At 66.0% G+C, this 12,697-nt stretch carries 12 protein-coding genes; 5 read left to right on the top strand and 7 right to left on the bottom strand.

Going from position 1 to position 12,697, the window contains the following annotated elements:
• Positions 1-119 precede the first annotated feature (119 nt).
• Genes fusA through rpsL form a run of 3 tightly spaced genes read right to left on the bottom strand, consistent with a single transcriptional unit; the run spans position 120 to position 3,086 of the window.
• Entirely contained in the window at positions 120-2,195 is a 2,076-nt protein-coding gene (fusA, locus tag Mspo_RS18705; RefSeq protein WP_159732667.1) for an elongation factor G, read from the bottom strand.
• 36 nt (positions 2,196-2,231) lie between these two features.
• Complete coding sequence (gene rpsG / locus Mspo_RS18710) at positions 2,232-2,702, bottom strand: 30S ribosomal protein S7 (protein ID WP_159732670.1); 471 nt, start codon at positions 2,700-2,702, stop codon at positions 2,232-2,234.
• 12 nt (positions 2,703-2,714) lie between these two features.
• Positions 2,715-3,086 (bottom strand): 30S ribosomal protein S12, encoded by a 372-nt coding sequence (gene rpsL / locus Mspo_RS18715; protein ID WP_003610013.1) that lies wholly within the window; start codon positions 3,084-3,086, stop codon positions 2,715-2,717.
• A 478-nt stretch (positions 3,087-3,564) separates the two neighbouring features.
• On the opposite strand from rpsL, the gene Mspo_RS18720 reads away from it, so the two are divergent.
• Together Mspo_RS18720 and hspQ are read left to right on the top strand one after the other, a co-directional pair.
• Entirely contained in the window at positions 3,565-4,608 is a 1,044-nt protein-coding gene (locus Mspo_RS18720) for a CoA ester lyase (protein WP_159732673.1), read from the top strand.
• Between the two features lie 159 nt (positions 4,609-4,767).
• Positions 4,768-5,100: a heat shock protein HspQ gene (gene hspQ / locus Mspo_RS18725; protein ID WP_159732676.1), complete on the top strand. Its 333-nt coding sequence runs from the start codon at positions 4,768-4,770 to the stop codon at positions 5,098-5,100.
• Positions 5,101-5,406: 306 nt separating this feature from the next.
• On the opposite strand, the gene Mspo_RS18730 is transcribed toward hspQ, so the two are convergent.
• Positions 5,407-6,126 carry an invasion associated locus B family protein gene (locus tag Mspo_RS18730; RefSeq protein ID WP_159732679.1) on the bottom strand — a complete coding sequence of 240 codons (720 nt, stop codon included), beginning with the start codon at positions 6,124-6,126 and terminating at the stop codon, positions 5,407-5,409.
• Positions 6,127-6,437: 311 nt separating this feature from the next.
• On the opposite strand from Mspo_RS18730, the gene Mspo_RS18735 reads away from it, so the two are divergent.
• Both Mspo_RS18735 and Mspo_RS18740 read left to right on the top strand, forming a co-directional pair.
• Positions 6,438-8,258, top strand: coding sequence for an extracellular solute-binding protein (locus tag Mspo_RS18735; protein WP_159732682.1), 1,821 nt, complete (start codon positions 6,438-6,440; stop codon positions 8,256-8,258).
• A complete protein-coding gene (locus tag Mspo_RS18740) occupies positions 8,255-9,295 on the top strand; it encodes an AMP-binding protein (protein WP_244613550.1) in 1,041 nt (346 codons plus the stop codon). Before Mspo_RS18735 ends, Mspo_RS18740 begins: the two co-directional genes overlap by 4 nt.
• A 16-nt stretch (positions 9,296-9,311) precedes the next feature.
• On the opposite strand, the gene Mspo_RS18745 is transcribed toward Mspo_RS18740, so the two are convergent.
• A complete protein-coding gene (locus Mspo_RS18745) occupies positions 9,312-10,373 on the bottom strand; it encodes a quinone-dependent dihydroorotate dehydrogenase (protein ID WP_159732685.1) in 1,062 nt (353 codons plus the stop codon).
• Positions 10,370-10,714: a DUF952 domain-containing protein gene (locus tag Mspo_RS18750; protein ID WP_159732688.1), complete on the bottom strand. Its 345-nt coding sequence runs from the start codon at positions 10,712-10,714 to the stop codon at positions 10,370-10,372. The genes Mspo_RS18745 and Mspo_RS18750 overlap by 4 nt, the downstream gene beginning before the upstream one ends.
• Before the next feature lie 204 nt (positions 10,715-10,918).
• On the opposite strand from Mspo_RS18750, the gene Mspo_RS18755 reads away from it, so the two are divergent.
• Positions 10,919-11,203, top strand: a complete 285-nt coding sequence (locus Mspo_RS18755; RefSeq protein ID WP_159732691.1) for a hypothetical protein — start codon at positions 10,919-10,921, stop codon at positions 11,201-11,203.
• 55 nt (positions 11,204-11,258) lie between these two features.
• On the opposite strand, the gene Mspo_RS18760 is transcribed toward Mspo_RS18755, so the two are convergent.
• Positions 11,259-12,236, bottom strand: a complete 978-nt coding sequence (locus Mspo_RS18760; protein ID WP_159732694.1) for a bifunctional riboflavin kinase/FAD synthetase — start codon at positions 12,234-12,236, stop codon at positions 11,259-11,261.
• Between the last annotated feature and the right edge of the window lie 461 nt (positions 12,237-12,697).

Below are 12,697 nucleotides of genomic sequence, written 5' to 3' on the forward strand. Positions count from 1 at the left end.
TCTTGCCATGGTCCACGTGACCGATCGTGCCGATGTTGCAATGCGGCTTCGTGCGTGAGAATTTTTCCTTGGCCATGGCCACACTCCTTCAGAAGACTGATTCCGGGACGTCGAGACGATCAGGCGTATTTCGCCTGCACCTTCTTCGATTCCGCCTCGGGGACCTGGTCGTAGTGGTCGAATTGCATCGTGTAGTTCGCGCGTCCCTGAGTGAAGGAACGCAGCTGATTGACATAGCCGAACATGTTGGCGAGCGGCACCATCGCGTCGATGACCACCGCATTGCCGCGCATGTCCTGGCCCTGGATCTGCCCGCGCCGCGAGTTGATGTCGCCGATGACGGAGCCCGTATATTCCTCGGGCGTCACCACCTCGACCTTCATGATCGGCTCGAGCAGAACCGAGCCGCCCTTCTGCAGCGCCTCGCGCGTCGCCGCGCGGGAGGCGATCTCGAAGGCGAGCACGGAGGAGTCGACGTCGTGGAAGGCGCCGTCGATGAGCGTCGCCTTCAGATCGACGACCGGGAAGCCGGCGAGAATGCCGGAGCCCATCACTGACGCGATGCCCTTGTCGACGCCGGGAACATATTCCTTCGGCACGGCGCCGCCGACGATCTGGCTCTCGAACACATTGCCCGCGCCCGCCTCATTGGGCTCGAAGATGATCTTCACGCGCGCGAACTGGCCGGTGCCGCCGGTCTGCTTCTTATGCGTGTAGTCGATCTCTTGGCGACGGGACAGTCGCTCGCGATAGGCGACCTGCGGCGCGCCGATATTGGCGTCGACCTTATAGGTGCGCTTCAGAATATCGACCTTGATGTCGAGATGCAGCTCGCCCATTCCCTTCAGAATGGTCTGGCCGCTCTCCTGATCGGTCGAGACGCGGAAGGACGGATCCTCGGCGGCGAGCTTGGCGAGCGCGATGCCGAGCTTCTCCTGATCGGCCTTGGACTTCGGCTCGATGGCGATCTCGATGACCGGCTCCGGGAACTCCATGCGCTCCAGGATCACGGGCTTCAGCGAATCGCAGAGCGTGTCGCCGGTGCGGGTCTCCTTGAGGCCGGCGAGCGCGACGATATCGCCCGCATAGGCCTCCTTGATGTCCTCGCGGTTGTTGGCGTGCATCAGCAGCATGCGGCCGACGCGCTCTTTCTTGTCCTTGGTCGAGTTGATGACGGTCGTGCCGGAATCGATCTTGCCGGAATAGACGCGGCAGAAGGTGATGGTGCCGACGAAAGGATCGTCCATGATCTTGAAGGCGAGCATGGAGAAGGGCTCGGCGTCCGACGGGTTGCGGACGATCTCGGCGCCGGAGTCGACGTCGACGCCCTTGATCGCCTCGCGATCGACGGGCGAGGGCAGATAGTCGACGACCGCGTCGAGCAGCGGCTGCACGCCCTTGTTCTTGAAGGCCGAGCCGCAGAACACCGGATGGAAGGCGGTCTGGCGCACAGCCTTGCGGACGAGCTTCTTCAGCGTCTCTTCGCTCGGCTCCTGGCCGTCGAGATAGGCGGCCATGGCGTCGTCGTCGAGCTCCACCGCCGCCTCGATCAGCGCGGTGCGATATTCCTTCGCCTTCTCGACGAGATCGGCGGGGATCTCCTCGTCGTGATATTTGGCGCCGAGGCCCTCGTCGTCCCACACCACCGCCTTCATGCGGACGAGGTCGACGATGCCCTTGAACAGATTCTCGGAGCCGATCGGCAGCTGCATGCAGACCGGCTTGCCGCCGACCTTGGTGACGATGTCGTCGACGCAACGGAAGAAGTCGGCCCCGATCTTGTCCATCTTATTGACGAAGACGACGCGCGGCACATGATATTTGTCGGCCTGACGCCAAACCGTCTCGGTCTGCGGCTCGACGCCCTGGTTGCCGTCGAGAACGCAGACGGCGCCGTCGAGCACGCGCAGCGAACGCTCGACCTCGATGGTGAAGTCGACGTGACCGGGCGTGTCGATGATGTTCAGGCGCTTGCCGTTCCAGAAGGTCGTCGTCGCCGCCGAGGTGATGGTGATGCCGCGCTCCTGCTCCTGCTCCATCCAGTCCATCGTCGCGGCGCCTTCGTGCACCTCGCCGATCTTATGGCTCTTGCCGGAGTAATAGAGAATGCGCTCGGTCGTCGTCGTCTTGCCCGCGTCGATGTGGGCCATGATGCCGAAGTTGCGATAGTCTTCGATGGGATGGCTACGGGGCATAGCAGATGTCCTCGATCAGAGGGCGACGGAAACGGGTTACCAGCGATAATGCGAGAAGGCGCGGTTCGCTTCCGCCATGCGGTGCGTGTCCTCGCGCTTCTTCACCGCATTGCCGCGGTTGTTGGAGGCGTCGAGCAGCTCCGCCGAAAGACGATCGACCATCGTCTTGTCATTGCGAGCGCGCGCCGCGGCGATGATCCAGCGGATCGCCAGCGCCTGACGGCGCTCGTTGCGCACCTCGACCGGCACCTGATAGGTGGCGCCGCCGACGCGCCGCGAGCGAACCTCGATCGCCGGCGCGACATTTTCGAGCGCCGACTTGAACACCTGCAGAGGATCGCTCTTGGCCTTGGCCTCGATGATGTCGAAGGCGCCGTAGACGATCGCCTCGGCGACCGACTTCTTGCCGTCGTACATGATCGAGTTCATGAATTTGGTCACGACGGAATCGCCGAACTTGGCGTCCTCGATGATTTCCCGCTTCTCGGCGCGATGGCGACGCGACATGTCTCTCGCTCCTTACTTCGGACGCTTCGCGCCGTATTTCGAACGGCGCTGCTTGCGGTCCTTGACGCCCTGCGTGTCGAGCACGCCGCGCAGAATATGATAGCGCACGCCGGGAAGGTCCTTCACGCGGCCGCCGCGGATCATGACCACCGAGTGCTCCTGGAGGTTGTGGCCCTCGCCCGGAATATAGCCGATCACCTCGAAGCCATTGGTCAGGCGCACCTTGGCGACCTTGCGGAGAGCCGAGTTCGGCTTCTTCGGCGTCGTCGTATAGACGCGCGTGCAGACGCCGCGCTTCTGGGGGCAGGCCCCGAGATGGCGGGACTTCTCGCGGTAGGTCTTCGGTTGCCGCGGCTTGCGGATCAACTGGCTGATCGTCGGCATTCCAGTTCCTTCGCTCCAGATCCGAACGCTCGTCCTCGCGCGCCCGGCGAATTGGCGAATAATCGAATACCCGCCGGCGTTCGCTAGAACGCAAGCGAGCCGAGCGCCCTCGGCCTTTCGGCCCAAGGCGCTCCCCATGCAGAGGACCCCGGAACCGGGGTCGTGCCTTCCTGTCGGACGCTCGCGCGCCCCATGATTACCAACTGCGTGGCAGTCTCAGGTGAGGCCGACAGCGTATAAGCTCGAAGGGTCGCGAGCGCGGCGCTTGCGACGACGTGAACTTACGGCCTGTCGAAAGTGGGCGGAACCTAATGTCGGCTCTTCCCCACGTCAAGCGCAGATTGTGTCATATGAAAGAAAAATCTCACACACGCGCACAGCGCGATCCGAACCGCGGCCGTGGTTTCTCTTCACGCTATTCCATCCTCTCGACAGACCGGCTATCGCTCCGCCACTCCTCTACGAGAAAGAGCCGCACATGAAACTTCCCAATCAATTCTATCGCGCGCTCGCCATAGGCGCGCCGGCGCCTTTGCGCGAGCTTCCGGTCAAGGTCGAGCGGATGATTCATTTCGTGCCGCCGCATCTCGAAAAGCTGCGCGCCAAAGCGCCGGAGCTCGCCCGCCAAGTGGACGTCGTGCTCGGCAATCTCGAGGATGCGATTCCCACCGACGCCAAGGAAGCCGCGCGCAAAGGCTTCATCGAGATGGCGCGGTCGACGGAGTTCGGCGCGACCGGTCTGTGGACTCGCGTCAATGCGCTGAACTCGCCCTGGATTCTCGACGATTTGATCGAAATCGTCGCCGCGGTCGGCAATAAGCTCGACGTCGTCATGCTGCCCAAGGTCGAGGGGCCGTGGGACATTCATTATCTCGATCAGCTGCTCGCCCAGCTCGAGGCGCGCAATGGCGTGACCAAGCCCATTTTGATCCACGCTATTCTCGAGACCGCCGAAGGCGTGAAGAATGTGGACGCCATCGCCTCGGCCAGCCCGCGCATGCATGGCATAAGCCTCGGGCCGGCCGATCTCGCGGCCTCGCGCGCGATGAAGACGACGCGCGTCGGCGGCGGCCATCCGGACTATCGCGTTCTCGCCGACGCCGATCCGGGCCAGGGCCTGCGCCCCTCCTATCAGCAGGATCTGTGGCATTACACCATCGCCAAAATGGTCGACGCCTGCGCCTCGGCGGGGATCAAGGCCTTCTATGGCCCGTTCGGGGATTTCTCCGACGCGCCGGCCTGCGAGTCGCAGTTCCGCAACGCCTTCCTGCTCGGCTGCGCCGGCGCCTGGTCGCTGCATCCCTCCCAGATCGCCATCGCCAAGCGCGTCTTCTCGCCCGATCCCGCGGAAGTCGCCTTCGCCCGCCGCGTGCTCGAGGCGATGCCGGACGGGACCGGCGCGGTGATGATCGACGGCCGCATGCAGGACGACGCCACCTGGAAGCAATGCAAGGTCGTCGTGGACCTCGCGCGCCAGGTCGCCGCCAATGATCCGGACTATGCGGCGATCTATGGCTTTTAGAGCGCGTTCCCGAAAAGCGCGAAGCGGTTTTCGGAAAGGATTTCGAATAGAAGGCCTCGCGCGGACGGTTCGCCGCCCGCGCGGCCAGCATCATTGACGCGAGCGGCGGCGCTGCGCTACCGTTTCGGTGTGTAGAGCGTAACAACGGCGTCGATCGATATGACGAGAGAGTGTATCGCCAAATTCGCGATCGGGCAGGTCGTCAAGCACCGCCGCTATCCGTTTCGCGGCGTGATCTACGACGTCGATCCCGAATTCGCCAATACGGAAGAATGGTGGCTGTCCATTCCCGAGGAAGTCCGGCCGCGCAAGGACCAGCCCTTCTATCATTTGTTCGCCGAGAATTCGGAGACGGAATATGTCGCCTATGTCTCGGAACAGAACCTCGTCCCCGACAATTCCGGCGATCCGGTGCGCCATCCGCAGGTCGAGGAGACCTTCGAGCGCTCGTCCGACGGATTTTACCGCGTGAAGACCGGCAAGCGGCACTGAGCCATCGGACATTCCCTTCGACGGCGGCCGCGTCATCTCGAATAGAAAGGCGTCATTCCCGACGCTCGCGCAGCGAGCGATCGGGAATCCCGGTCGGGCCTTCGGCCCGCCGGGAATGACAGCGCCCTTGCGATGTGGGTCCACCTCCGTCATTGCGAGCGAAGCGAAGCAATCTAGAGCCGTGGGGCGGCCCCTGGTTTGCTTCGTCGCTTCCCTCCCCGCAATGACGGCCGGCAGCGTGAGGAATACGACCCCTTCGGCGCTCGATCTTCCTCAGAAAGACCGAGCCGCCCGCCTCGCGGTCGCTTACTTCCCGGCGGGCGCGGCCGGCTTCTGCTGGCTCTCGAGCTTCTTGCGCTCTTCGTCGGCCTTCTTCTGAAGCTCTTCCTGCAGCCTCTTCTGCTGCTCCTCGAGCACCTTCGGGTCCACGGGCGGACCGTCATAGGACTTGCCGAAGCCCGAAAGCGGCAGCAGGAAGGTCACTTCATTGTTGACCTGGTTCTTGACCACGATGGTCATCTTGTCGGCCTTCTTCATCTGGTCGACGAGCGCCGCCTTGACCTTCGCCTGCGCGAAGCAGCCATTGGGAAAGCAGATCTCGAACTCGCCGGCCTCGAGCGCGCCCGCGCCGACGGCGAAGCGGAAGCCCGGCTTCAGCAGCAGGCCCGGCGGCAGCAGCAGGCGGATGATCTTACTGTCGTCGCCCTTGGGATCATAGACCGCGAGAGCCAGCAGCGGCTGATCGGCCTGAGCGCCGAAATCGCGCGTCGTATAGCAGATTTCCTTCTTCGACTGCTGATCCGCGCCGCACACCTTGGTCCATTCGGGCTGCACGGGGACGAGATCGGCCTTGATCGGTCCTTGAGGCGCTTGCTGCTGCTGCGCCGGGGCCGGCTGTTGCGCAGGAGCGGGCGCCGGCGCCGCCGGCTTGGAAGCCGGCTTCTGCTGAGCCTGCGCCACTCCCGCCGAAACGAGGAGGCCCCCCGTCAGAACCGCAGCGACGATCCGCGGAAATTGAATTGGCATAAGTCGTCCTTTCGAGTAGTGCACGATCGAGTGGGCGCACGGGGCGTCATTCGCGCGAGGAAAGAGCCTCTTACCTCCCCGTCCTCGGTCTTCGCCCTGGGACGGGGCGAAAGGTAGACGGCTAGCCTCATACAAAATCGACGCGCCGAATTCCAGCCGGGCGGCCGAGAACCGCAACCTGCGCCGCAGCCCGGGAAGGAGCGGACGCCAGAGCTCGCGCAGCCCTCGTATTTCCAAGAAGATATGTGAAAGTCGCGAGACCGCCGCGGACGTCTTGTCCTTGCGCGCCAGCCCTGGAATATGGTTCGCCCATGACGATTCGAGCGATTCGCGCCGCAGTTTTCGCCACGCTTTTCCCCTTGTTCTTCGCGAGCGGGCAAGGCGCGACCGCTCTCGCCGCCGAGAGCCACGGCCTCGCAATGCATGGCGAGCCGGCCCTCCCCGCTGATTTCGACCATCTCCCCTATGCCGATCCACAGGCCAAACAGGGCGGACGGCTGCGAATCGGCCTGCAAGGCGCCTTCGACAGCCTCAATCCCTTCAACCTCAAAGCCGGCTCCACCGCGCAGGGGCTCGAGGGCAATATCATCCAGCGGCTGATGGCCCGCTCGCAGGGCGAGCCCTTCACCGTCTACGGAATGGTCGCGCGCTCGATCGAGGTCGACGATTCGCGCGAGCATGTGACCTTCCACCTCGATCCGCGCGCGCGCTTTTCCGACGGCGCGCCGCTCACCTCGGCCGATGTTCTGTTCTCCTTCGAGCTGCTGAAGGCCAAGGGCCGCCCGCAGCAGAGAAGCGCCTATGGGCTCGTCAAGCGCGTCGAGACGCCAGACGCGCAGACGATCAGCTTCGATCTCACCGGCGCCAACGACCGCGAGCTGCCGCTCATCCTCGGCTTCCTGCCCGTGCTGCCCAAGCACGCGACCGACGTCGAGCATTTCACCGACGCCACGCTGAAGCCGCCGATCGGCTCCGGCCCCTATGTCGTCGCGGAGGTGGAGCCGGGCGCGCGGCTCGTGCTGAGGCGCGATCCCAATTATTGGGGCAAGGACCTGCCGATGCAGCGCGGTCTCAATAATTTCGATCGGATCGACGTGAATTATTTCCGCGACGCCAATTCGCTGTTCGAGGCCTTCAAGGCCGGCGTCGTCGATTTCCGCGAGGAGACCAACACGACGCGCTGGGCGAGCGGCTACGACTTCCCCGCGGTGCGCGAGGGCCGCGTCGCCGTCGAGACGCTGCCGAGCCCCGGCCCCAAGGGCATGGAGGGATTCGTCTTCAACACGCGGCGCCCCTCGTTCCAGAACGCGCGCCTGCGCGAGGCGCTCGGCCTCATGTTCGATTTCGAATGGATCGACGCCAATCTCTATTCCGGCCTCTATACGCGCACGAAGAGCTTCTTCGACGAATCGGAGCTCGCCTCCACCGGACGGCCGGCGAGCGAGAAGGAGCGCGCGCTGCTCGCCCCCTTCCCCGGCGCGGTGCGCGCGGACATTCTGGAAGGAAGCTGGCGGCCGCCGGTCCATGACGGCACCGGCCGCGATCGCGAGCCGGCGCGCCGCGCCCTCGAGCTCCTCGGCGAAGCCGGCTACCGGCTCGTCGACAATGCGCTCGTCAAGGACGGCGTCCCGCTCGCCTTCGAGATCATGGTCGCCAATCGCGACCAGGAGCGGCTCGCCCTCTTCTTCGCCGCGTCTCTGCAGCGCATCGGCGTCGCGGCGAGCGTGCGCCTCGTCGACGAGGTGCAATATCAGCGCCGCCGCCAGAAATTCGATTTCGACGTGATGTTCGGGACCTGGACCGCCTCGGCCTCGCCCGGCAATGAGCAGCGCATGCGCTGGGGCTCCGCAAGCGCCGCGCAAGAAGGCTCCTATAATCTCGCCGGAGCCTCCTCTCCGGCGATCGACGCGCTCATCGCAGCGCTGCTTTCCGCGCGCGAGCAGGAGGATTTCGTCGCCGCCGTGCGCGCCTACGACCGCGCGCTGCTCTCTGGTTTCTATATCGTGCCGCTCTATCACTCCTCGACGCAATGGATCGCTCATTCGACGAAAATCGCGAGGCCGTCGACATTGCCCCGCTACTCTCCCTTGTTTGGAGCCACGCTCGAGAGCTGGTGGAGGACGGAGCCGTGACTCTCGCCGACAGCGCCGGCCGCTGCGAGGCGTCGCTCTCGCGCGCTCATCCGCTCACCATGTTCGGCCTCGACGCGCTCATCGCCGGCGCCGCGCGCCTGCGCCCCGCGCGCGTCGCCGTCGCCGACGCGCCGACGGGCGCCGAGATCGACCACGCCGAGCTCGACCGCCGCGTCGCCGCTTTCCGCGCCGATCTGCGCGGCTTCGATCTGCGGCCCGGCGAGCGCGTGCTTCTGCTCGCCGCGCCCAGCTCTGCGACTCTCGTCGCGCTCATCGGCATTATCTCGGCGGGCCTCGAGCCGGTGGCGGCGCCGCTCGGCCTCTCCGTCGGGGCGCTGGCGGCGGGCGGGCGCGCCGTCGCCGCCGCGGCCCTCGTCGCCCCGGCCGCGATCGGCGGCGAGAGCCTCGAGGAGCTCGTCTTCGGCGTCGCCTCGCAAGCGCCCTCCATTCGGCTCATCGGCTCGCTCGGCCCCGGAACGATCGACGGCGCCGTCGATTTCGGCCCGCGCGGGCAGAGCGGCGCATCGCCCGCCGCCATGACGCGCGCAGCGTCGAGCAAGAAAGTGCTCATCGGCGCGCTCGACCAATATGGCGCGCCGCAATTCCACGAGCAGGCGGGGCTCATCTCCGCGAGCCTCGGCCTCGTCGCCAAGGCGCATGTCAGCGGTTCGGCGCCGCTCTTGTCGCTGGTCTCGCCAGGCTCGATCGGCGGGCTCGTCGCGGGTCCGCTCGCCGCGCTCCTCTCCGGCGCGACGCTGCATTTCCTGGCGCCCTTCGACGGCGCCGCCTTTCTCGCGGCGCTCGACGCGATCGGCCCGGTTCGCCTCGTCGCGCCGCGCGCGGCGATGGCCGATCTCGACGCCGCCGGCCTGCTGACGAGCGGCGCTCTGCGCGCCTGCGTCGCCGTCCAGCGCGCCGGCGAGGAGGAGCCCGCCTTCGAGCCCTCGCATCCCTATTCCTGTCCGATCGTCGAGATCGGCGGCGACGGCGCCCTCCGCTTTCCCGCGCGAGGGCCGATCGGCCGCGCCGCCTATTGAGCGAGGCGCCGCGACGTTACGTCGCGCCCGCCCGCCGCCCGACGAGCTCGGCCAGCGCGACGCCCTCGCGCTCGAGCGTCTCCAAAATCCCGCGCTTGATACGCGCCACCAGCCCCGGCCCCTCATAGACGAGCGCGCTATAGAGCTGCACGAGGCTCGCGCCCGCCTCGATCTTGGCGAGCGCCGCCGCCGCCGAATCGACGCCGCCGACGCCCACCAGCGGAAACTGCCGCTCGACGCGCAGAAACGTCTCGGCGAGCATTCTGGTCGAGAGAGCAAAGAGCGGCGCGCCCGAGAGCCCGCCGGCCTCCTTCGCGAAGGGCGAGGCCAACGAATCGGGCCGCGACAAAGTCGTATTGGAGACGATCATCCCGTCGATCTCTCTCGCGCGCGCGACGCTCACAATGTCGTCGAGCTGCTCCAGCGAAACATCCGGCGCGATCTTCAGCAGAACGGGGCGCCGGCGCTTCGCCCGCTCGCGCGCCGAGAGAACCCGCGCCAGCAGCTCCGAGAGCGCCGTCTTCTCCTGTAGATCGCGCAAGCCGGGCGTATTGGGCGAAGAGACATTGACGACGAAATAGCTCGCGACATCGGCGAAGGCCGCGATCCCGCGCTCGTAATCGGCGATGCGGTCGGCGGCGTCCTTATTTGCGCCGATGTTCACGCCGACGATTCCGCCGCGCTGGCGCCGCGCGACGAGGCGGGCGTGGGCGATCTCATGGCCGACATTGTTGAAACCGTAGCGATTGACGACGGCGCGATCCTCGGCGAGGCGAAACACGCGCGGGCGGGCGTTGCCGGCCTGCGGAAGCGGGGTCAGCGTGCCGACCTCGGTGAAGCCGAAACCCATCGCCAGAATGGCGTCGGGAACCTCGGCGTTCTTGTCGAAGCCGGCGGCGAGGCCGATCGGATTGCGAAACTCGAGGCCGAAGGCGCGCACGGCGAGGCGCGGATCGTCGCGCGGAGGCCTCGGCGAGGGAACGAGCTGCAAAGTCGCGATCGTCGCCTGATGCGCCGTCTCCGGCGGCAGCCGGCGGAACAGCGATGTCGCGAGATCGCCGAAGAAGACCTCGATCATTCGATGAGCCCCGCAAAATCATGGCCGCCGTCGTCGCGCAACGGCACGGCCGCGACCTTGGCGACGCGATCGACGGGCAGCGTTCCATAGAGATGGGGGAAGAGATCGCCGCCGCGCGAGGCCTCCCATTTCAGCGCCGCGCCGAGAGGCTCGGCCTCGACGGTGACGAGCAGCAGATCGGCGACGCCTACGAAATAGCGCGCCGCCGTCTCCTCGACCTGCGCGCGCGTCGAGAAATGGATGTAGCCGTCGGAAAGATCGATCCCGGCGCCGGCGAAGACGCCCGCCGCCTCGGCCTCGCGCCAGAGGGAAGCGGGGAGGAGCTTGTAGATGAGAGTCATGGGCTCGAAAATAGCAGGCGTCGGAGCCGCTGCGGTAGGGACATTTCCAATTTCGGATTTCACATATATTTTTGCGCGCGATAACCGAATGAAAATTCAAAAATACGACGTGCGCGGCCGTATCGCTGAATTTCGAACCGATCCGCTACCGCCAGCCGCACAGACGATGCCCTCCATCCCCATCGCTTTTATATCTTCACTCCCATGACCCCCGCCCAATTCCACGCCTCCCTCGCCGCCGCGACGCCCCCCGCCCTCTCGCCGCCGCTGCTCGCGCTGTGGCGCGACGCCAAGGGGGATTGGGACGGCGCGCATAGATGCGTCGATACGTCCGGCGAGGCGGACGCCATGTGGGTGCACGCTTTTCTGCATCGCAAGGAAGGCGATCTCGACAACTCCCGCTATTGGTACGCCCACGCCGGACGCCCGCCGGCGACCGGCCCGCTCGAAGAAGAATTCGAGGCGATTCTCGCCGCTCTGCTCGGGTGATGCGGCTTGCGGGATCGTTTCGATGCGAGCCTTCAGGCTCGCTTCTAACCGCGGCTCATTCTCGCGCGCGGGCGAGAATCTCGCGCGCTTTCGCGGCGTCGTCGCGCATTTGCGCGGTGAGCGCGTCGAGGGAGGGGAATTTCGCCTCGCCGCGGATGAAGCCGATGAAGGCCACCTCCACCGTCTTGTCGTAGAGATCGCCGTCGAAATCAAAGACGAAGACCTCGAGCAGCGGCGCGCCCTCGGCCTCCACCGTCGGCCGGCGGCCGAAATTGGCGACGCCCTCATGCGCCACGCCATCGACTTCCAGCGTCACGGCGTAAATGCCGTGGCGCAGCTTGTTGGAGGGATCGAGCGCGATATTGGCGGTCGGAAAGCCGAGCGTGCGGCCGAGCCGGCGGCCACGGGCGACGACGCCCTCGACGAAATAGGGATGGCCGAGCAGCTTTGCCGCCAGCGCGACATCGCCGGCGGCGAGCGCCTCGCGCGTCGCGGTGGAGGAGACGGCCTCGAGGCTCCCGGCCTCGTCCTGCGTGATTCGCGGCACGATCTCGACGATGAAGCCCAGCCGCTCGCCCTCGGCGCGCAGGAAATCGGGATTGCCGGCGCGCTTGGCCCCGAAGCAGAAATCATAGCCCGCCACCGCCGCCGAGACGCCGAGCCTTCGGGCCAGAATCTCCTCGGTGAACTCGCGCGGCGGGCGCGCGGCGAAATCCTTGTCGAAGGTGAGGATCACCATGCCGTCGAGGCCGAGCCGGGCGAGCAGCGCGGCCTTGGCGTCGGGCGGCGTCAGGCGGAAGATCACCGATTTTCCGGCGAAGCAATCGGCCGGATGCGGCTCGAAAGTGAGCAGCGCGCAGGGCTTGCCGAGCTTTTGCGCCAGGGCCTGCGCATGGGCGATGACGCCGCGATGGCCGCGGTGCAGCCCGTCGAAATTGCCGATGGCGACGACCGCCCCCTCGAGCCCCGGCGGCGGGACGAGCGGGTCGCGGGCGACGATGAAGGGATGGGCGGAAGACAAGGCGGCGTCCAAGGCTTTGTGCGGTGCGGGAACGGCCGGCGTACTTTGGTTCGGAAGCCGCGCCATGTCCAGAGCGAGAGGGTCGCAGGGTTCATTACGCCGTCGCCCCCTGCATCTCGTAACCCTCCCCCTCATGCTGAGGAGGCTCCGCAGGAGCCGTCTCGAAGCGCGAGGGGGAGCTCCAGCAGGCCGCGCATGACGCTTTCTCGTCCTTCGAGACGGCGGCTGCGCCGCCTCCTCATGTATGGACGGCCCCCGTTGCGCAAGAAAAAAGATCGGCGTTTGGGCTCGGCTGGGAGCGGTCATGTATCCGGCCTGTTCGCGCGGCGCATGACCGCTGGCCCAAAGGGGTTTCGCCGAACGGATTCCCATCAGGATGACGCGCTGCGGCGCGCACTGAGGCATCGGAATGTTCCGTCCGAGGTTCCCGACCATTTTGCCGTTTCGCCTTTCTTGCTCCTTACGCCTCCTTA

Source organism: Methylosinus sp. Ce-a6 (assembly GCF_009811655.1).
Lineage (GTDB): Bacteria > Pseudomonadota > Alphaproteobacteria > Rhizobiales > Beijerinckiaceae > Methylosinus.